A 21,400-nucleotide genomic window follows, 5' to 3' on the forward strand; every position below is an offset into this window, starting at 1 on the left:
TTATAGATTATACAGTAAATGTATAAATATTTTAAGTTTAAATAAAAAAATTTTATTATATATGATAAAAACTCTTTTTAAATTATAAAAATTAAGAAACTAAAGATAAAAGCTATTAAAAAATAATTTATATTTTTTTTAGAATCATTAAACGCGAGTTCAAAGTGTTTTATATATTGCATAAAGTGATTTGTAAGACATTTAATTTAAGGAGAAACAATATGGAGAAATTTGACTTAGGTATAGATATAGGAGGAACATTTATTAAGTATGCATTAATAGATAAACAATATAATATAAAAGATAAGTGGAAAATTGAAACTATTAAATGCAATACTGTAGAAGAATTTTATAATTACATATGTTTAAATATAAAATTAATTGATCAAATTGATGTAATAGGGATAAGTGCACCAGGTCTTATTGATGAAAACTCAAATGTTAAATCATATGCTGCTCCGAATGTAGCTATTATGTATGGTACAAATATAAATGATGAAATTGAAAAAAGAACACAAAAAAAAGTATCATCAATTAACGATGCAAAATCAGCAGGACTATGTGAATTTACAATAGGTAATGCTAAAGGAAGTAAATCTTCAGCATTTTTAATAATAGGAACAGGGACTGGTGGATGTATATGCGATGAAAAGGGAGTTGTATATGGAAAAGATTCATTTGCGGGAGAATTTCATAATATGCCTTTTGTAAACGATAAAACAGGTAATCTTGATAGTATGGGAGATTATGCATCAATAACTGGTCTAATAAATATATATAACAGCCAGGTTGAAATTAGTGAGCAAGTTCAATATGGATATGAAGTATGTGAAAAATATTTAAATGGCAATGAAATCGCTGAATTATCAGTAAATAAATGGATAATGAATATAGTAGCTGAATTGATAGTTATTACGGTTTTTTATAATCCTGAAGTTATATGTATAGGTGGAGGGATATCAGAAGAGGAATGGTTTATAGATAAATTAAAAAAACAGTATAAGAAGACATGTGTTGAATATCTTGGAGCAGATTTCATTACTACTAGAATTGATAGTTGTAAATACAATAATGATGCAAATATATTAGGTGCAGTTATAAATGCTCATATAAAATTATAAAATATTTACTTATATTAACATAAAGGAGTGTATGTATGATATACGAAAAGTTAGATAAATTTAAAGAAGATTTCCTATGGGGATCAGCTTCAGCTGCTTATCAAGTTGAAGGTGCATGGGATAAAGATGGAAAAGGTGAAAGTATATGGGATGTTTATACACGAATACCAGGAACAACTTTCAAAAATACAAATGGTAACGTTGCAGTAGATCATTACAATAGATATAAAGAAGATGTGGCTTTAATGGCTGAAATGGGATTAAAAGCTTATAGATTTTCAATTGCATGGACACGTATTTATCCTAATGGAATAGGAGATGTAAATGAAGAGGGTTTAAAGTTCTATGAAAATTTAATAGATGAGCTTATAGCTAATAATATTACACCAATAATTACATTATATCACTGGGATTTACCTCAATATCTTCAAGATTTATATGGTGGATGGGAATCAAGAAAAATAATAAATGATTTTAATAATTATTGTGTAACACTATTTAAGAGATTTGGAGATAAAGTTAAACATTGGGTATCATTAAATGAGCAAAATGTATTCTTAACATTAGGATATTCAATAGCTATGCATCCACCTGGTGTGAGAGATCAAAAAAGAATGCTTAATGCAAATCACATAGCAAATTTAGCTAATGCTACAGTAATTGAGTCATTTAAAGCTTATGTTCCAGATGGAATGATTGGTCCAAGCTTTGCATATTCACCTGTTTATCCATTAAGTTGTAATCCAGGTGATGTATTATCAGCAGAAAATGCAGAGGATTTAAATTGTAATTGGTGGCTTGATGTTTATTGTAAAGGAAGATATCCAGAGTTTGCACTGAAATATTATAAAAAACTTGGAATAGCACCAACTATTGAAGATGGAGATATGGAATTATTAGAAAGAGCAAAGCCTGATTTTATAGGAATAAATTATTACCAAACAAATACAGTTGCAATGAATCCACTTGATGGAGTTGGAGCATCAGAAGCTATGAATACTAATGGGAAAAAGGGAACTACTAAAGAAAGTGGTGTACCTGGAGTTTATAAAAATTCAAAAAATCCTCATTTAGAAACAACAAATTGGGATTGGGCAATCGATCCTACAGGATTAAGAATAGGATTAAGAAGATTAACAAGTAAATATAATCTTCCTATACTTATAACAGAAAATGGTCTTGGAGAGTTTGATAAGCTTGAAGAAAACGATATTGTAAATGATGATTATAGAATTAATTATCTACGTTCACATATTAAGGCTTGTAAAGAAGCAATAACAGATGGAGTTGATCTTTTAGGATACTGCACTTGGTCATTTACAGATTTATTAAGTTGGTTGAATGGATATCAAAAACGATATGGATTTGTATATGTGAATAGAGATGAAAATGATGAAGATAATGAAAATGACTTAAAGCGAATTAAAAAGAAAAGTTTTTATTGGTATAAGAAAGTTATAAGCACTAATGGAGAAGAATTATAAATTTAATTTATAAGCAATTATATAAAAAAAGGAGAAAGAAATTATGAAAAAAATATTATTAGTATGTTCAGCAGGAATGTCTACAAGTCTACTTGTAACTAAAATGAAAGAAGCAGCAAAGACAAAGGGAATTGAGGTGTGGATAGAAGCTCTTCCGGTAGCAGAATGTAGCACAGTTATTGATAATGTTGATATAGTTCTTTTAGGACCTCAAGTACGTTTCCAAAAAGCAAATGTTGAAAAACTTGTAAGTGGTAGAATACCAGTTGAAGTAATGGATATGAGATTATATGGAACTATGAATGGAAAAGCAATTTTAGAAGAGGCACTAAATAAAATAAGTTAAGAAAAGGGTGAAATAAAATGAGTTTTATGGAGAAATTTCAAAATTCTATTGAGAAAGTATTGGTACCAATAGCGTCAAAATTAAATGCACAAAGACATATATGTGCAGTAAGAGATGCTTTTATATTATCATTCCCATTAACTATGGCGGGGTCTTTAATTGTATTACTTAATAATGTTTTCTTATCAGCTGATGGATTCATGTTTAAGATATTACAATTTGGAAAATTATTTCCTGATATAGTTAAATTACAGAGTGTATTTGCTCCTGTTGTTAAAGGTTCCGCAGATATTTTCGCTATACTAATAGTATTTTTAATAGCTAGAAACCTTGCAAAATCACTTAATGGTGATGATTTATTAACAGGATTAACAGCAGTTTCTGTTTACTTTATAATTTATCCTGATTATTTTAATAATGAAGGTATAAATTATATTACAACTAAATATACTGGTGCTCAGGGATTATTCGTAGCAATTCTAGTTGGATTATTAGTTGGTGAAATAATGTCTAGATTATCAAATTCTTCAAAATTAGAAATTAAAATGCCTGAACAAGTACCTCCAGCAGTTGCAAGATCATTTAAAGTATTACTACCAATTATTATTACAACAATATTATTTTCAGTTGTTAACTACTTCGTTAAGATGGTTGCACCAGGTGGATTACATGAATTAATTTATAACATAATTCAAACGCCTTTAACTAAAATGAGTCAAAGTATATTCTCAGTAGTTATATTATCATTATTATCTCAATCACTTTGGGTAATGGGGATACATGGACCAAACACTATAGCGGCAATAAGAGATACTATGTTCTCAGAAGCTGGTAATGCAAATCTTTTACACGTTGCTAGTCAAGGAACAGCATGGGGAGCACCTTATCCAATAACATACAGTGGTATAGCTAGTGCTTTCTCTGAATATGGTGGCTCAGGATGTACATTAGGTTTGATTATAGCAATGTTAATATTCTGTAAATCAAAGGAAACAAAGAGTATAGCTAAACTTTCTTTAGCACCGGGATTGTTTAACATAAATGAAATGGTGATATTTGGACTACCTATAGTTTTAAATCCAATTTATATAATTCCATTTATATTAGCACCATTTGTAAACATAATAATTGGGTATGTAGCAGTTATTGTTCTTGAAATTATGCCACCGGTAGTAATCGGTATTCCTTGGACAACTCCAGGACCATTGATGCCATTTTTGGGAACGGGTGGAAATATAACAGCGTTAATTGTAGGTTTTATATGTCTTGCAGCTAGTGTATTAGTATATGCACCTTTTGTAATAGCAGCAAATAAATCTGAGATGAGAAAAGAATCACAAAATGAAATGAAATTAGAAGAAGTATAATTAATCTAAAGATTAGAATATTAGATATTAGTAATTTAAAAATATAATGAACTAAATATTATAAGTTAATAATTTAGAAGCGAGGATTTACAAATGGATGGAATTGAATTAATAGCTTTTGAGATAATTAGTAATGTTGGAATGGCAAAATCATTAGCTATTGAAGCATTAAGAGACGTTAGAGAAGGAAAGTATAATGAAGCTGAAAAGAAGATAAATGAATCATCAGAATATCTTATAAAAGGACATCATGCACATACTTCATTGATACAAAAAGAAGCATCGGGAGATAAGGTTGAATTTTCATTAATAATAATGCATGCAGAAGATCAAATGATGTCAGCTGAAACAATTAAATCATTAATTGAAGAAATGATAGAAATGTTTAAACAATTAAATGATAAATAGTTTTAATAAAAAAATATACTAAATAAAAAGTTATAAAAACACCTATATATTAAACTGAAAAAGTATTTAATATATAGGTGTTTTCTTGTTTTGATAAGTAATAAAATGTTGAAAAATAGAAATAAATAATATAGTATTATATATAAACACGTGTTTAAAATGAAAGGATGATAAGTTTTTATGAAAAGCAGTGAAATTGCAAAACTTGCAGGAGTATCGCGTAGTACTGTATCCAGAGTTATAAATAATTATTCAAATGTTCCAGAAAAAACAAGAGAAAAAGTATTAAAGGTAATTAAAGAATATGATTATGTGCCACATGCTTCAGCAAGGATGCTTGCAGGAAGTAAAAACAGAGTTATTGGATTATTTATTATAGATTTAATGTGTAAAGGGGATAGTCTTAAAAATATAATTACAAAAAGTCCATATTATTTGGAATTTACTAGTTCAGTAATAGAAATGGCAAGTGAAATGGATTATACAGTTCTTGTTCATATAATACATACTGTTGATGGGTATGAGAAAATTAAGGAATATTTTTACAATAAAACTATTTCTGGAGGAATTTTCATAGGTCAGAATGATGGAGATGAATCTATAAAAGCAATAATTAATAAAGGGTATAAAGTTTTATTAGTTGACCAATCTATTAAGCAGAATGATGAAACTTATAATAAGTGTATGATAGTGAATGCTGATAATTATAATGGTGCTTATAATGCTACAAAATATCTTATAGACATGAATCATAAGAATATAGCACATATTACTGGAGGCACAGTTAAATTTTCATCAAATGATAGAATTAGAGGATATAAAAAAGCACTAGAGGATTCTGGTATAAAAGTAGACCAAGAATTAATAATAAATAGTGAATTTGTTGAAAATGCCGGTTATGATGCAGCTAAGAAACTATTAAATAAAAACATTAATTTTACTGCTATTTTTGCTAGTAATGATAAAATAGCATTTGGTGCAATAAAAGCTATAAAAGAAGCAGGTTTAAAAGTTCCAGAGGATATTTCTGTTATAGGATTTGATGATATCGAGTCAGCAAAATATTTTACTCCACCACTTACTTCAATAAGAATGGAGTTAGTAAAAATGGCAGATATAGCAACTAAATCTATTATAGAATCAATAGAAAATGATAGTAAGTTTTCACCTAAGTATGTAGTGCCAGTAACTTTGATTAAAAGAAAAAGTTGCAAAGTTTTAAAAGAATAAAAAATAATGAAGAATTAAGGAAAAAAATCAATAGGATTTTTAAATAAAAGGAGCTTTGCTCCAAATTTAGTTTTGCTATGCAAAACAACCTTAATTCTACATTCTTAATTCTTCATTATACATTATTTATAGGGGGACCCTACATAAAGTCATAGTCTACTGTAATTACGCAGTTGTACTGTGGGTGTTCTGAATGGATTGCTTCTTTAATATTTTTAAGCATTTCTTCTTTTTCTTTTCTCTTACTTGCTATTGAAGGGGATACAACTATATCAAATATAAGGTTTTTAGTATCTCCTTCTCCAATTATTCTAAAATCATGCATTGATTTAATTTCTGGATATTTTCTTAAAACTTTTTCTACATAGTCCCAAGTTTCCTTTATTTCATCTGTAATAATACAAATTGGATCCATATGAATTACTAGGTGTATGTTTAAATCTCTAGAAACTTCTCTTTCTGCCATATCTATTACATTATGAATTTCCATTATGTCTTTATCAGATGGTATTTCAGCATGTATTGAAGCTATTATTCTTCCAGGACCATAATTATGAACTATAAGGTCATGAACTCCTGAAATAAGAGGATAAGATAAAACTTTTTCACATATATCATTTACAAGCTCAGGATCAGGTGCTTCACCAAGTAAGGGATTAAGAGTTTCTTTAACTAATTCAAAACCTGCATATAAAATTGCTAAAGCAACTAGTACGCCTATATATCCATCTATTGGGAAGCTTGTGAATTTAGATAATAAAAATGAAATAACAACAGTAGTAGAAGTAAACACATCACCAAGAGCATCTGTTGCAGCAGCCTTTAATGCTGAGGAATTAATTTTATTTCCAACAAATTTATTAAATGAAGACAACCAAACCTTAAAACCAATAGAAATTAACAAAAGAATAAATGGTATAAGTTCAAAGGTTACTGGAGTGGGATTTAAAATTCTTTCAATTGATGATTTAATAAATTGAATTCCAACTAACATTACTAAAAAAGCAACTAAGAGTGCAGATAAATATTCTATTCTTCCATGTCCAAAAGGATGCTCTGCATCAGCAGGTTTGCTTGCCATTTTAAATCCAAGTATAGTAATTATAGATGAACCAGCATCAGATAAGTTATTAAAGGCATCAGCAGATATTGCAATAGAACCTACTAACATACCAATAAAGAATTTTATTAGAAATAAAATAAAGTTAATAGTTATTCCAACAAATCCACCTAAATTACCATATTTATTACGAACTTTAGGGTCTTTAGTATTTTCAAAGTCTTTAATAAAGGTTTTAACTAGAAATTTAGATATCATTTCATCACTCCTATCTATATAAATTTTCCTCAAAAATTAGATTTAATTCTTAATTTTTGCAATACTATAAGCTTATTATATACCAAAGTGAATTTATTTCAATTATAATAAAAATGCTTTAAAGAAGTATAATAATGGTTAAGTATAAATTTTATGCTATAATAAAAGTATATTAGATAATATGTTTATTATTTTATTATTTTACTTAAATAAGCATATTAAATTTCAAGTTTAAAATACTTTAATAATATAAAATATTAATTGAAATATATTAGGAGGATTAAGATGGAAAAAGAATTAGCATTAGATTTAATTGACTTTTTATATAAAAGTCCAACAGCATATAATTCAGTAAAAACTATAAAAGAAAGATTAGATTTAAATGGTTTTAGTGAAGTAAAAGAAAGTGAAAAATGGAACTTACAAAAAGAAGGTAAGTATTATGTTATAAAAAATGATTCAGCTCTTATTGCTTTTACAGTAGGAAATGGAGATGTTGAAGAAGATGGATTTAAGTTAATAGGAGCTCATACTGATGCTCCAGGATTTAGAATTAAGGCAAATCCAGAAATGGTTTCAGAAGGAAAGTACTTAAAGCTTAATACTGAGGTTTATGGTGGACCACTTCTTTATACTTGGTTTGATAGACCACTTGGAATAGCAGGAAAGGTTACATTAAAAGGAGAATCTACTTTAAAGCCAGAAGTTAAAATTGTAAATATAAATAAACCACTTCTTATAATACCAAGTGTAGCAATTCATATGAATAGAAGTGTAAATGAAGGTTTTGCAATAAATAAACAAAAAGATACATTACCTTTATTAAGCTTAATAAATGATAAATTTGAAAAGAATGGATATTTAGTTAAGGTTTTAGCAGAAGAGTTAAAGGTAGAAGCTAGTGATATTCTAGGGTTTGATTTAGGATTATATGAAATTGAAAAAGGTGGAATTATAGGATTAAACGAAGAGTTTATTTCAGCTGGTAGACTAGATGATATGTGGATGGTGTACACAGGAATTCAAGCTTTAATTGAAAGTAAGGTAAATAAATCAACTAAGGTTATGGTTTGTATAGATAATGAAGAAATTGGAAGCCTTACAGCTCAAGGAGCTAACTCAGCGTTATTATTAAATATATTAGAAAGAATAACTTTAGCATTAGGAAAAGATAGAGAAGGACTTCATAGAGCTTTATCAAATTCATTAATGATTTCAGCAGACTTAGCTCATGCTGTACATCCAAATGCAGAAGAAAAACATGACCCAACTAATAGACCAGTATTAGGTAATGGTCCTGTATTAAAAACAGCTGCATCAGGAAGTTATAGCACAGATAGCTACAATGCTGCAATTTTTGAAGGTCTATGCAAAGCTGCCAATGTTCCATACCAAAAATTCTTTAATAGATCAGATGTTAGAGGTGGAACAACTATAGGACCAATAACAACGTCTCTATTAACTATTCCAGTAATGGATATGGGAGCACCATTACTTTCAATGCATTCTATAAGAGAGCTTGCAACAGTTAAAGATAACTATTACACAATAAAATTATTTACTGAATTTTTTAACGCATAGTAAATTTAATAGAAAATAAAATTATTAGATTAGGATAATGAACCCATTTTATTATCCTAATCTTTTTTTTTGGGAATTATTACTAAGTAAATCTTGACATGATTATTGGAATAAATTACAATTATAAATGACAACTATATTTGTCATAATGACAATGAAAATAGTCAGGAGGATTTATATGCCATTATACAATTGTTTGAAAGAATATAGAGCCAAAATTAATGTCAATCAAACAGAAATGGGAAATTTGGTTGGGGTATCGAGGCAGACAATTAGTCAAATTGAACGTGGAGATTATTCTCCATCAGTGACTTTAGCATTAAAAATAGCAAGAGTATTTAATGTAAAAGTAGAAGATATTTTTAGTTATGAGGGGGACGATATTAATGAGTAATACTAATATTAATGAAATTAAAAAGGAAGATAAGAAAGCTTTTAAGGGTTTTATAATTTTGATAATTATAGCTTTGATTGCAGGTTTTTTCACGGGATTTATATCTGGAAATTTAAAAGAAATATTAGGAGAAAGTGTTCCTATTTTACTTATAAGTATTCTTGAAAAAATTACACCATTTGTTAGCATTGTACTATCTTTAATAATAATAATAATAAGTAAAATTATATATGCTAATACACGAAAGAAATATGATTTATTTAAAAAATCAAATGACAATGAAGATATAGTAGATAAAATAGAAGGAAATTTATCTATTTTACTATTAATTACCTCTATAAATACTATTGTAGGATTTTTCTTTTTTGGAGTAGCAAGCGTTTTATCAACTTTTTATAGCAGAAGTGGAGATATTAGTATTATAAGAGTTTTTTGCTCATTTATAGGATTTATACTTTGCCTTATATCCTCTATTTTAATACAAAAAAATGTAATTAACTTAGAAAAAGAAATTAATCCTTTATTGAAAGGAAGTATATATGATATTAATTTTTCAAAAAAATGGGTAGAAAGTTGTGATGAAGCAATAAAATTAGGAATATTTAAAAGTGCTTATAAAGCATATAAATGTGTATCAATAACTTGTATTATTCTTTGGATATTTTGTGTTATAGGTCATGATTTATGGAATTTTGGTGTGATGCCTATGGTAATGGTGACAATCATATGGCTAGTTCAAACAATATCTTATTCTATAGAATCGATTAAGAGAAAATAAACTTAGCTGTGAAAAGAGGGGAATTTTATGTGGATTAGAACTCAAAATAAAAAAGAATTAGTTAATGTAATTAAAGTTGAAATTACATCTGTTTTTGGAGACAAAAAAAGAAAAGCAATTGTATGGGGAAGGTTTGCTCCTGAGGGGATATTTTCTTCAAATGGAGTTCAATTAGGCGTATATTCAACAATGGAAGAGGCTATTGCTCAAATTGATGAAATTGAAAAGTGTATAATAAATAATCCCAATGGTGTTTATATTATGAAGTAATAAATAACTTAAAATTATGATGATTTAAAAGTAAAGTGCATAATTCGACATGAGTAAGATTTCATATTTTTGCAAATAATAATCCTATCTAATGGGAAAAATACCTTAATGTTTATAGATTAGATAAAAATAAAATAAATATAAACATAAGTAAAAAGAAAGGGGATTTATTTGTGAAGGATGAAGTGGTTAGAAATATCAGAAAAACTGTACTTATGGAATTAAATGAAGCCTTTAAGGGAATTCTTCATAACCATAAATATCTAAATAAGCTAGTAAAGCAGGGAGAAGAGGTTATCCCATCAGCAGAATGGCTTTTAGACAATATTTATTTAATAGAAAAAGAATTTAAGACTATAAAGCATAACCTTCCTTATAGTTACTTTGAAAATTTACCGAATATAAATATAGAGGGAATAAATTATCCTAGAATTTATAGCTTTGCAAAGGATTATATAGATATAAATCAAGGTATTAAAGATGAAGAAGATCCAATAAAATTTATAAATAATTTAAATGAAGATTTTACTATTGGAGAGCTTTGGGCATTTCCATTAATGCTAAGAATAGCTTTAATTATAAAGCTTGGATTAATAGTAAATGATATGGTGGTTCTTCAAAAACAAAGGTTAGGAGCTAAGGAGCTTGCTAATTTAGTAATAGATTATTATGAAAATAAAAATATAGAATCTTTATTATTAAAATTAGAAAGCAAATATCCATTAGTTAAAAGAGAAGAAGATTTAGGTACTAATGAAGTTAATTATTTAGGTGATGATAAAAGCTTACATGATGGATTATTTTCTCCAGAATTTATAGATAAGTTCTTTAGTATTTTAAGAGATAATTCTATTGAAGATGAAAGAATATATAAATTTGCTTTAGAAAGATTAAGTGGAGATGAAAATAGTACCTTTGAAAAAGAAATAATAAAAGAACATATAAAGGAAAGTGGTATAGCAACAGCTATTGGTATAAATATAAACTCATTAAGAATAATGGACTCTATAAATTGGAAAAACTTCTTTGAGAAAACTTCTAAGGTTGAAGCTTTATTAATGAGAGATCCAGCTGAAGTTTATAATAATATGGATTTTGAAACTAAGGATTATTATAGACATAAGATTGAAGAAATATCTAATAAAACTAATATAGATGAAATTCAGTTAGTAAAAACTGCTTTAGAACTTAGTAGTTTATATATAGAAGAGGAGAATTTATATAAAAAACATATTGGATATTATTTGGTAGATAATGGCTCACAAGAGCTCTTAAGAAGATTTGGAATAAATAAAAATATAAATAAAGGGATTCCTGAAGTTTCATATATATTATCAATAGTATTTGGAACTATTTTAGTTGATTTAGGAATATTAATTTTAACATATTTCATTCCATTTGGAGTTAGCATGGGGCAATACATATTTGCTTTTATTTTAATGCTTATTCCATCTAGTGAAGTAGTTATTTCTTTATATAATTGGTTTATTGCAAAAGTTGTAAGAGTTAGCTTTATACCTAAGATGGATTATTCTAATGGAGTACCTAAGGAAGATAAAACAATAGTAGTTATTCCAGCTATTTTTAGCAATAAAAGTGATGTAAATAATTTAATGAAAAAGCTAGAGATTTATCATCTGGCAAATAGAGATGAAAATATATATTTTGCTTTATTAGGAGACTTGTTTGATAGCCAAAATGAAGTTGAAGATATAGATAAAATAATTAATAGAGAAGGCTTAAAGCTTGTAAAAAACTTAAATGAAAAGTATTCAAAGGAAGCTAGTGACACTAAATTTTTCTTCTTAAATAGAAAAAGATCATATAATTCTTCAGAAAGAGTTTATATGGGCTATGAAAGAAAAAGAGGAAAGCTTATGGAATTTATGGCATTAATTAAAGGAAATAAAGAAACTAGCTATAATGTGGTAAGCTCTAATATTGAAGTTTTAAAGGATGCTAAATATATAATAACCTTAGATAGTGATACATTCTTACCTATAGGCAGTGCAAATAAAATGATATCTGCTATGAGCCATATTTTAAACAAACCATATATTGAAGGAAATAAAATAGTAAGAGGCTATAGTATAATGCAGCCAAAGGTAAGTATCAATTTAGAAGATAAACATAAAACATGTTTTTCGGAAACATTTGCAGGAGATGCAGGGGTAGATGCTTATTCTACAGCCTCATCAGATACATATCAAGATTTATTTAACGAAGGAATATTTACTGGTAAGGGAATTATAGAAATTAATAGTTTTTACAATTTGTTAAAAGATAAAATCAAAGAAAATACAGTATTATCTCATGATTTACTTGAAGGAGTTTTAACTAGATGTGCATTAGTTACAGATATTGAAGTTATTGATAGCTATCCTTCAAGTTACTTAGCAAGTGCATTAAGATTACACCGCTGGGTTAGAGGGGATTGGCAAATAATAGGCTTTTTATTCTCAAAGGATTTATCAATTATAGCAAAGTGGAAAATCTTTGATAACCTTAGAAGAAGCCTTTTAGCACCAAGTTTATTACTTGGATTAATTTCAACTTTAACAATACTTAGGGGTGCTATTCAAGTATCAATATTATTATTTTTAGCAATAATAATTCCCTTAGTATTTACTGTTACAGATTTTGTTGTTACACCTAAAAAGAAGCTAATGGGAACCTTTAAAAATATAAAACAAATAGTTCTTATTATAAGCTTTATTCCATATCAAGCCTATTTAATGATAGATGCTATAGTTAGAACTTTATATAGATTAATAGTATCTAAGAAAAACTTACTTCAATGGAAAACAGCTGAAAGAATAGAAAAATCAATTGAAAACAATTATCAATTGTATTATGAAAAAATGTGGCCATCTTTAGTTATAGCTATATTTGTAATTGTCTTTAGTTTTTCAAATTCCTTTGAAGTAATAGTAACTACAATACCAATAGCTATATTATGGGCTTTAGCTCCAATGATTGCTTGTAGAATATCTAAGGAAGAAAGAATCATACAAGATAGACTTGAAATTGAAGAAGAAGAATTTTTAAGAGAAATAGCAAGAAGAACTTGGGCTTATTATGAGGACTTTATTAATGAAGAAAATAATTACTTAGCTCCAGATAATTATCAAGAAAAACCATATAAGGGAGTGGCAAATAGAACTTCTCCAACTAATATTGGAATGGGGTTAATTAGTAATATTGTAGCCTACGACTTAGGATATTTATCAATAGGTGAAGTTATTTATAGACTTGAATTAATACTAGATGGAATGAGAGGACTAGAAAAATATAAGGGGCATTATTTAAATTGGTATGATACAAAAACAAAGTTATCCCTATGGCCAAGATATATATCCACAGTAGATAGTGGAAATCTTTTAGGATACCTGTGGATAATTAAGGAAGAAATTAGAACTTTTAGAAATAAATCAATAGTTAGGGAAAAAGAAATATCTGCTTTAAAGGATACTTTTTCGTTAATTAGGATAGATGATAAGGAAGAATTTTATGATGGACTTCCAGATGATATAAAATTAAAGGATTATAAAGTTGCCTTAGAAAATGAATTACAGAAAGTTAAAAGTAAAATAGAAAAAATTAATGAAAATAAAAATGAAAAAGATAATAAGGAATATTATTGGTTAATAAAGTTAGAAAAAGAAATTGAAAGAAAGATAGATTTTTATAATTTTGTTTTTGATGGAATTGAAAAGTTAGTTTTAGATTCTTTTAAGGATTATAGAATGCCAACACTTATTCAAATTATAGATATTTTAGTAGAAATAAAAGAAGCTTCAGGAGAAGATTATCAAGAAATACTAGATAAAAAGATAATTAAGCTTAAAGAGTTTGATGAAAGAATTAGTATTTTAGCATCAGAAATTGATAGTAATATGTATGATATGACTTTTGAATTCCTATATAACAAGGATAGAGGATTATTTGCTATTGGATATAACATAGAAGAAAATTCTCTAGGAAATTCTTATTATGACTTAATGGCATCAGAAGCAAGAATAGCCTCATTACTATCTATAGCAAGAGGAGAAATTAAAAAGGAACATTGGTATAACCTAAGTAGAAATATGACTAAAGCCTTTGGATATAAATCCTTAGTATCTTGGAGTGGGACTATGTTTGAATATTTTATGCCATTCCAAATAGTAAAAAGCTTTGATAATACTATTTGGTCATTAACTTATTCTTCGGTAGTAAAGGCTCAAAAAGCTTATGGAGAAAAGAAAAATATCCCTTGGGGAATATCAGAATCTGCTTATTATGAATTTGATGTAAGTCAAAACTATCAATATAAAGCCTTTGGGGTTCCAGGAGTAGGACTAAAAAGAGGGTTAGAAGATGAAGTTGTAGTTTCTCCATATTCATCTATTATGACACTACCTTTAGATACAAAAGCTTCTTTAGATAATCTTAAAAAGCTTTATAATTTAAAAGCCTATGGAAGATATGGTTTTATTGAAGCTATAGATTACACTAAGGGATATGAAAATCCTAAGGAAGTTAGATGTTATATGGTTCATCATTTAGGAATGTCTCTACTTGCCTTAGATAATGTATTAAATAGAAATATATTAATAGAAAGATTTCATAGTATTCCAGAAATTAAAGCAGTTGAGATTTTATTAAAGGAAAGAGTTCCTGAAAATATAGTTTTTGATAGAGATATAGATATTACTAATATAAATAATAAAGTAATGGAAAGAGAAAGCTTTATACCAAGAATATTTAAAGGTAGCAAAAGAGAAAATCCAGAAGTCTTATTACTTTCAAATGGAAGTTATTCAACTATGATTTCAGATAGTGGAAGTGGTTATTCTAAAAAGAATGATATGACTATTTATAGATGGAAGGGGGATAGCACTTCTGATAGTAGTGGAATGTTCTTTTATATTAAGAACTTAAATTCAAATGATTATTGGAGTGCAAGCTATGAACCTTGTAAGGAAGAAAATGATACTTACTCAGTAGAATTTACATTAGATAAAGCAACCTTTGAAAGAAATGATGGTAATATAAGCACTAAATATGAAGTAATGTTAGCTAGTGAAGATAATTTAGAAATTAGGAAAATAACATTAAAAAATAATGCTAAAAAGCAAAGAACTATAGAAATAACTAGCTATCTAGAAGTTACACTTCAATCCTTTGAGGGAGATGCAGTACACCCTAGCTTTTCAAATTTATTTATAAGCACAGAATATAATGAAGAAGCTAAAGCCTTAATAGGAAATAGAAGACCAAGGTCAGAAGGTGCAGCTACTCAGTATATTTTTCATAGTGTAGTTAGTAATAATGAATTAGATGGTGATTTAACTTATGAAACTTCAAGACTTAATTTTATAGGAAGAAATAGAAATTTAAAATCACCAGAAGTTATGGATAATGATGCACCACTTCAAAATACTGTAGGAACTGTATTAGATCCAATTATGAGTATTAGAACTAGGCTTACATTAAAGCCAGAAGAAGAGGCAAGTATTTATTATTTAACTGGAGCAGGTGAGGGCAGAGAAGAAATATTAGATTTAATATACAAATATAAAGAAATTTCAAAGCTAGAAAAAAACTTAGATGAATATAACTATGCAAATCAGCTAGAGCTTAAGCATATAGGAATTAGATCAGCTCAAGCTAATATATATCAAAGCCTAGCTTCTTATTTACTTTATCTTCATAGTGGGAGAAAAAATAGAGAAGAGTATATAAAAAATATTAATATGAATCAAGAAAATCTATGGACTTATGGAATATCAGGGGATTTACCAATTATACTTTTAATTATTTATGGTGAAGAAGATATAGATTTATTAAGGCAAGTTATTAATATGCATTATTATTTTAAAAATAAGGGAATTAAGAGTGATTTAATAATTTACAATGAAGAGGAAGCATCCTATGAAGAACCACTTCAAAAAGAAATTCTTTCTACAGTTAAAAACTCTGTAGAAAGAGAAAATATAAATAAATCAGGTGGAGTATTCCTTCATAATAAATCAACAATGGGAGAAGAAGTTAGGAATTTTCTAATAGGAATTTCAAGGCTCTATATAGATTCTAAAAATGGAAACTTAGCTAATCAATTAATGGAAGCTAATAATTTTGATTATGAGGGATATAAAAGAGATGAAGAAGTTGCTCCATTTAACAGAATAAAAGTTAATATAAATGAAGGAGATTATATAAAAAACTTTGGAAATAAGGAAGAGAGTATTAAGGAAGAGAAATCAAAAATAAAACTTAATTTAGAATCAGCAAATATAAAAAATGAAGAATTTGAATATACTAAAGAATTTGAGAGTGAAGAAGATAAGTTAGATTTCTTTAATGGATATGGTGGTTTTAATAAGAAAGATAAAAGTTATGTAATTAAACTAAAGGATTACGAAAATACTCCAGCACCTTGGATAAATGTAATTTCTAATAAGGATTTTGGTTTCCATATTTCAGAGGTAGGCTCTAGTTATACTTGGTGTGGAAATAGTAGAGAAAATAAAATTACACCATGGAATAATGATTGGGTAGTAGATGAAACTGGAGAAGCTTTATATATTAGAGATAATGATATTGGAACATACTTTACTATCACTCCAATGCCAATTAGAGATGGTGGAGAGTATATTATAAAACATAGCTTTGGATATTCTACCTTTAAACATACAGCCTATAATATTAAGAGTGAAATGCAAGTATTTTGTCCTAAGGATGAAAAATTAAAGCTTTGTAGGGTTAAGCTTAAAAATTTATCTAATTCTAGCAGAAGTTTATCATTATTTTATTATGCTCAATTAGTTCTAGGTGTTTATAATTACGGAAGTGCAAAATATATAAGTACAAATATAAATAATAATTACATTTATGGTATAAATCCATATTCTAAATATTTTGGTAAATTAAAAGCCTATTTGTCTATCTTAGGAGAAGAAGAACAAAGTTTTACTGGAGATAGAAAAAGCTTTATTGGAGTAGGCGAAGACTTAAGTAATCCTAATGGATTAAAAATAGAAAAGTTAAATAATCGAGCTGGAAGTATTTATGATCCTTGTTTAGCATCACAAATTGCTTTCCATTTAGAAGCTGGAGAAGAAAGAGAAATAGTAATTATATTAGGAGAAGAAGAAAGCCAAGAATTAATTGAAGAAAAGATAAATAAATATAAGGATATACAAAATGTTCATAATTCTCTAAAGGAAGTAAAAGAATATTGGTCAAATTTCCTAGGAAATATACAAGTAAAGACACCAGATCCTTCTATGGACTATCTTTTAAATGGATGGTTAATGTATCAAACTTTAAGTTGTCGATATTTGTCAAGAAGTGCATTTTATCAAAGTGGTGGAGCTTATGGATTTAGAGATCAGCTTCAAGATTCTATGTCTATAGGAATTTTAGAACCTAAAGTAACTAGAGAGCAAATATTAAGAAGTGCATCTAGACAGTATTTAGAAGGTGATGTTCAGCATTGGTGGCATCCTGTTATTAATTCTGGAATAAGAACTAGATTTTCAGATGATTTATTATGGCTACCTTATGTAACTATAGAGTATATAAAATCTACAGGTGATTATACTATTTTAGATGAAGAAGCTCCTTATTTAGAAGATGAACCTTTAAAAGATGGGGAAGATGAAAGATATACAATAGTTAATGTATCTAATAAAAAGGGAAGCATTTATGAGCATTGTCTAAGAGCAATAGATAGAGGATTGAAATTTGGAAAACATAATATACCTTTAATTGGTAGTGGTGATTGGAATGATGGAATGAGCACTGTTGGAAATAAAGGTGAGGGTGAAAGTGTTTGGGTAGGCTGGTTCTTATATAAAATATTAGATGGCTTTAAAGAACTTTGTAGTTATAAAAAAGATAATGAAAAGAAAGAAGAATATGAAAGCTTTAAAGAATTTATAAAAGAAAATCTTGAAAAAAATGCTTGGGATGGAGGCTGGTATAGAAGAGCTTATTTTGATAATGGAAAGCCTTTAGGCTCAAGAGAAAATGACGAGTGTAAAATAGATTCTATAGCTCAAAGTTGGTCTATAATATCTAAGGCAGGTAAAGAATCAAGAACTTTAGAAGCTATGGAAGCTGTAGATAGATATCTTGTAGATAAAAATAATGGATTAATTAAACTTTTATCTCCTCCTTTTGATAAATCAAGCTTAGAGCCAGGATATATTAAAGGTTATGTTGCAGGAGTTAGAGAAAATGGTGGTCAATACACTCATGCAGCAGTTTGGGTAATTCTTGCATTAACTAAACTAGGATTTGGGGATAAGGCATGGAAGTATTATAATATGATAAATCCAATTAATCATTCTAACACAGAATTAGAAGCAAGAAGATATAAGGTAGAGCCCTATGTAATGGCAGCAGATGTGTATATTAAAGAACCTCATGGTGGAAGAGGTGGCTGGAGCTGGTATACTGGAGCATCAGGTTGGATGTATAAAGTAGGAATTGAAGATATTTTAGGTTTAAAGAAAATAGAAGGAAAAGGATATATAATAGAGCCTTGTGTACCTGAATCTTGGAATAGCTATAATATTAAGATAAAAAATGAATTGGAAGATTATAATATAGAAGTTAGACGACGTAAACATGGAGAAGATAAGTTAATAATCATAAATAATGAAATATTTAATGGAAAAATTATTCCGAGAAATAAGGGGAGCTTAAACATCTTAGTTATAATATAGACTTTGTCCTTTTTTAGGAAATTATAAGCGTATTACCCTGTGAATAATAGTTTTATAATTTCCTTCCTTCAGTTTGCAAAGAGATAAACATTGTATGAGGTTGACTTGGAGCGCAGGCGACGGAGCAAGGAATATAATGTTTATCTCTTTGTCCCATTGTAAAATAAAATTTTGTTATGTATAATTTTAATATCAATATATAGATTGTACATAATAAGGGGGAGGATTACGATGGGTTATAAAATGGGAGAAGTTAAGAAAATAGCTCTTATTGCTCATGACAATAGAAAAGAAGCTTTATTAAACTGGGTATCTGAAAATAAAGAAGAACTAAGTAAACATATACTTTGTGGTACAGGAACTACATCTAAGCTAATTACTGAAACAACAGGATTAGAAGTGAAAGGTTTTAAAAGTGGGCCTATGGGAGGAGATCAACAAATAGGTGCTGCTATAGTAAATGGCGATATTGATATAATGATATTCTTTTGGGATCCATTAACATCCCAACCACATGATCCAGATGTTAAGGCTTTACTTAGAATAGCTGTATTATATGATGTAGCTGTTGCTATGAGCAAGTCTAGTGCGGATTTTCTTTTAAGCTCCATAAAAATTAGTGAAGTATATGATAGAAATGTTATAGATTATTATACTCGTATTCGAAAGGATAATTTTTAAAAAGGTGGAGATTAGATGAACAAAACTAAAAGAGCTATTTTTGAATCAGCCATAAAGGTTTTTTCAAATTGTGGTTATACTGGAGCAACTATGGATGAAGTTGTTGCGAGAGCTGGTGTAGCTAAGGGTAGCTTATATTATCACTTCAAAAGTAAGGAAGAACTTTTCATATTTATTATTAAGGAAGGTATAACCCTTATTCATGAAGAAGTAAATGAAGCAACTAAAGGAATGGATAATCCCTATGAAATTATACAAGAATCAGTTAAAGTAATGCTTAAGTATGTTTATGAAAATAAGGATTTATTTAAAGTTATAATTAGTCAGTTATGGGGAACAGAAGAAAGAAACGATATGCTAAGAGAAGAAATAAAAGTTCTTATAGATAATAGTACTAGTAAATTCAAAGCAGGAATACTTGGGGGATTTATTAAAGATGAGGACCCAGAACTATTAAGCTATAGTTTACTTGGAGTATTAGTTTCAGCAGCACTTTATGAAATAATTAATGAAAAAGAATATAACCATGAAGAAGTTGCTAAAAAATTCATGAGATATTTTGAATATGGAATAAACACTAGGGAAATGAAAAATTAAGAATTAAGAATGTAGAGAATTTAATGTAAAATGTATAATGAATAATGTAGAATTTAGGAAAAAACTCCTGTCGGAGTTTTTAATTTGGAATAGAGGGATGTTTTCAACAGCCCTCTATTTAGTTAGATGTAAGAAATTGTAATTATCATTAGTTTAATAATAGTTAGGTTTTTGTTTAATGGAGAAGGATATTGGTATATAATAATAGGGTAATAATACTTATTTGAGGTGTTGGCTATGGAGACGTATATTCCTAGATATAAATATAAATTTAAAGAAGGATTACCTAAGGGTGATAAAAGATATATTTTAACTTATGTAAAGCAGATGATTAGTGAGTTTGTTTATGATATGGGGAATTTAGAGAATAATCCATTTACTTTCCCAGAGGTACAAACTTTACTAGATGGTATTACTGTTGGTGGGCACAAGTTAAGTGATCAAAATCAAATATTAAATATTAAATCATCCTGGGATTATATTATTAACTTAAGTAGAAAAGATTATTTGGGTTTAAACAAAGAAGTTATTTGTGATATTCATTGTAAAGTTGCAAAAGATGAAGCCTTAATAGTTGGTGATTTTAGAAATGGTAATATTGGAATTGCAGGAACAGTTAAATATAAATGTATTAATTCAGAGAATTTAGATAAAGTATTTAAATCTGATATAGAAAAAATAAATTCTATAGATAATTTACTAGAAAAAGCTATTGTACTGAATTTATGGTTATCCTACTGTAAGTTCTTCTATGATGGAAATAAGAGAACTGCTAGGCTTTCATCAAATCTTATACTATTAGCTAATAACATAGGAGTACTTTCTGTACCAGCTAGATATAAGATTGAATATAATAAGTTGATGTTAGATTTTTATGAAACTTTAGAAGCTGATGAAGTAATAAAGTTTATGTTAGATAAATGTATAACATTTTTTGATGGATTTAATTATAAAAAATATAATGAAATAAAATAATATATAAAACATAAAAGGAGCTAGTCTAAGGAAATTTTTATTCCTTAGAAATAGCTTCTTTTTTAATGTATAGACCAGTTATAAAAAGTCAATACTTTTTTAAAAAATTCTTTTATTAAATAAGGGTATACTT

Annotated in this window: 15 protein-coding genes; 14 read left to right on the forward strand and 1 reads right to left on the reverse strand. The window is 27.8% G+C overall.

All coding sequences use genetic code 11. The annotated features are described in order from the left end of the window. The first annotated feature begins 221 nt into the window (after positions 1-221). From H9660_RS07900 to H9660_RS07925, 6 genes are all read left to right on the forward strand, one after another. Positions 222-1,121 carry an ROK family protein gene (locus H9660_RS07900; RefSeq protein ID WP_191749832.1) on the forward strand — a complete coding sequence of 300 codons (900 nt, stop codon included), beginning with the start codon at positions 222-224 and terminating at the stop codon, positions 1,119-1,121. Between the two features lie 35 nt (positions 1,122-1,156). After that, entirely contained in the window at positions 1,157-2,605 is a 1,449-nt protein-coding gene (locus tag H9660_RS07905) for a glycoside hydrolase family 1 protein (protein WP_191749833.1), read from the forward strand. A gap of 43 nt (positions 2,606-2,648) precedes the next feature. Next, positions 2,649-2,951, forward strand: a complete 303-nt coding sequence (locus tag H9660_RS07910) for a PTS sugar transporter subunit IIB (protein WP_191749834.1) — start codon at positions 2,649-2,651, stop codon at positions 2,949-2,951. Between the two features lie 17 nt (positions 2,952-2,968). Continuing rightward, entirely contained in the window at positions 2,969-4,318 is a 1,350-nt protein-coding gene (locus tag H9660_RS07915) for a PTS sugar transporter subunit IIC (protein ID WP_191749835.1), read from the forward strand. 93 nt (positions 4,319-4,411) lie between these two features. Then, positions 4,412-4,726 (forward strand): PTS sugar transporter subunit IIA, encoded by a 315-nt coding sequence (locus H9660_RS07920; RefSeq protein ID WP_191749836.1) that lies wholly within the window; start codon positions 4,412-4,414, stop codon positions 4,724-4,726. A gap of 180 nt (positions 4,727-4,906) precedes the next feature. Next, a complete protein-coding gene (locus H9660_RS07925) occupies positions 4,907-5,956 on the forward strand; it encodes a LacI family DNA-binding transcriptional regulator (RefSeq protein WP_191749837.1) in 1,050 nt (349 codons plus the stop codon). 139 nt (positions 5,957-6,095) lie between these two features. Here the strand turns inward: H9660_RS07925 and H9660_RS07930 are convergent, their stop codons facing one another. After that, positions 6,096-7,274 carry a cation diffusion facilitator family transporter gene (locus H9660_RS07930; RefSeq protein ID WP_191749838.1) on the reverse strand — a complete coding sequence of 393 codons (1,179 nt, stop codon included), beginning with the start codon at positions 7,272-7,274 and terminating at the stop codon, positions 6,096-6,098. A gap of 285 nt (positions 7,275-7,559) precedes the next feature. On the opposite strand from H9660_RS07930, the gene H9660_RS07935 reads away from it, so the two are divergent. The 8 genes from H9660_RS07935 to H9660_RS07970 all read left to right on the forward strand — a co-directional run bounded on the left by H9660_RS07935 (position 7,560) and on the right by H9660_RS07970 (position 21,267). Continuing rightward, entirely contained in the window at positions 7,560-8,855 is a 1,296-nt protein-coding gene (locus H9660_RS07935; protein ID WP_191749839.1) for a M18 family aminopeptidase, read from the forward strand. 178 nt (positions 8,856-9,033) lie between these two features. Continuing rightward, entirely contained in the window at positions 9,034-9,249 is a 216-nt protein-coding gene (locus H9660_RS07940; RefSeq protein ID WP_191749840.1) for a helix-turn-helix transcriptional regulator, read from the forward strand. Next, complete coding sequence (locus H9660_RS07945) at positions 9,242-10,027, forward strand: DUF3169 family protein (protein WP_191749841.1); 786 nt, start codon at positions 9,242-9,244, stop codon at positions 10,025-10,027. Before H9660_RS07940 ends, H9660_RS07945 begins: the two co-directional genes overlap by 8 nt. Before the next feature lie 27 nt (positions 10,028-10,054). Beyond that, positions 10,055-10,297 carry a hypothetical protein gene (locus tag H9660_RS07950; protein WP_191749842.1) on the forward strand — a complete coding sequence of 81 codons (243 nt, stop codon included), beginning with the start codon at positions 10,055-10,057 and terminating at the stop codon, positions 10,295-10,297. A 173-nt stretch (positions 10,298-10,470) separates the two neighbouring features. Beyond that, positions 10,471-19,014, forward strand: a complete 8,544-nt coding sequence (locus H9660_RS07955; RefSeq protein ID WP_341479579.1) for a glycoside hydrolase family 94 protein — start codon at positions 10,471-10,473, stop codon at positions 19,012-19,014. A 231-nt stretch (positions 19,015-19,245) separates the two neighbouring features. Beyond that, complete coding sequence (locus H9660_RS07960) at positions 19,246-19,695, forward strand: methylglyoxal synthase (protein ID WP_191749843.1); 450 nt, start codon at positions 19,246-19,248, stop codon at positions 19,693-19,695. Between the two features lie 15 nt (positions 19,696-19,710). Then, positions 19,711-20,292, forward strand: coding sequence for a TetR/AcrR family transcriptional regulator (locus H9660_RS07965; protein WP_191749844.1), 582 nt, complete (start codon positions 19,711-19,713; stop codon positions 20,290-20,292). Positions 20,293-20,529: 237 nt separating this feature from the next. Continuing rightward, positions 20,530-21,267: a Fic family protein gene (locus tag H9660_RS07970; RefSeq protein ID WP_191749845.1), complete on the forward strand. Its 738-nt coding sequence runs from the start codon at positions 20,530-20,532 to the stop codon at positions 21,265-21,267. Positions 21,268-21,400: the final 133 nt, after the last annotated feature.

Origin of the sequence: Clostridium gallinarum, assembly GCF_014836325.1 — a bacterium.
Lineage (GTDB): Bacteria > Bacillota > Clostridia > Clostridiales > Clostridiaceae > Clostridium > Clostridium gallinarum.

Bases quoted from the DNA above. Each gene is read 5' to 3' on its own strand.
- H9660_RS07900 (WP_191749832.1), top strand. From the start codon at position 222: ATGGAGAAATTTGACTTAGGTATAGATATAGGAGGAACATTTATTAAG.
- H9660_RS07905 (WP_191749833.1), top strand. From the start codon at position 1,157: ATGATATACGAAAAGTTAGATAAATTTAAAGAAGATTTCCTATGGGGA.
- H9660_RS07910 (WP_191749834.1), top strand. From the start codon at position 2,649: ATGAAAAAAATATTATTAGTATGTTCAGCAGGAATGTCTACAAGTCTA.
- H9660_RS07915 (WP_191749835.1), top strand. From the start codon at position 2,969: ATGAGTTTTATGGAGAAATTTCAAAATTCTATTGAGAAAGTATTGGTA.
- H9660_RS07920 (WP_191749836.1), top strand. From the start codon at position 4,412: ATGGATGGAATTGAATTAATAGCTTTTGAGATAATTAGTAATGTTGGA.
- H9660_RS07925 (WP_191749837.1), top strand. From the start codon at position 4,907: ATGAAAAGCAGTGAAATTGCAAAACTTGCAGGAGTATCGCGTAGTACT.
- H9660_RS07930 (WP_191749838.1), bottom strand. From the start codon at position 7,274: ATGATATCTAAATTTCTAGTTAAAACCTTTATTAAAGACTTTGAAAAT.
- H9660_RS07935 (WP_191749839.1), top strand. From the start codon at position 7,560: ATGGAAAAAGAATTAGCATTAGATTTAATTGACTTTTTATATAAAAGT.
- H9660_RS07940 (WP_191749840.1), top strand. From the start codon at position 9,034: ATGCCATTATACAATTGTTTGAAAGAATATAGAGCCAAAATTAATGTC.
- H9660_RS07945 (WP_191749841.1), top strand. From the start codon at position 9,242: ATGAGTAATACTAATATTAATGAAATTAAAAAGGAAGATAAGAAAGCT.
- H9660_RS07950 (WP_191749842.1), top strand. From the start codon at position 10,055: ATGTGGATTAGAACTCAAAATAAAAAAGAATTAGTTAATGTAATTAAA.
- H9660_RS07960 (WP_191749843.1), top strand. From the start codon at position 19,246: ATGGGTTATAAAATGGGAGAAGTTAAGAAAATAGCTCTTATTGCTCAT.
- H9660_RS07965 (WP_191749844.1), top strand. From the start codon at position 19,711: ATGAACAAAACTAAAAGAGCTATTTTTGAATCAGCCATAAAGGTTTTT.
- H9660_RS07970 (WP_191749845.1), top strand. From the start codon at position 20,530: ATGGAGACGTATATTCCTAGATATAAATATAAATTTAAAGAAGGATTA.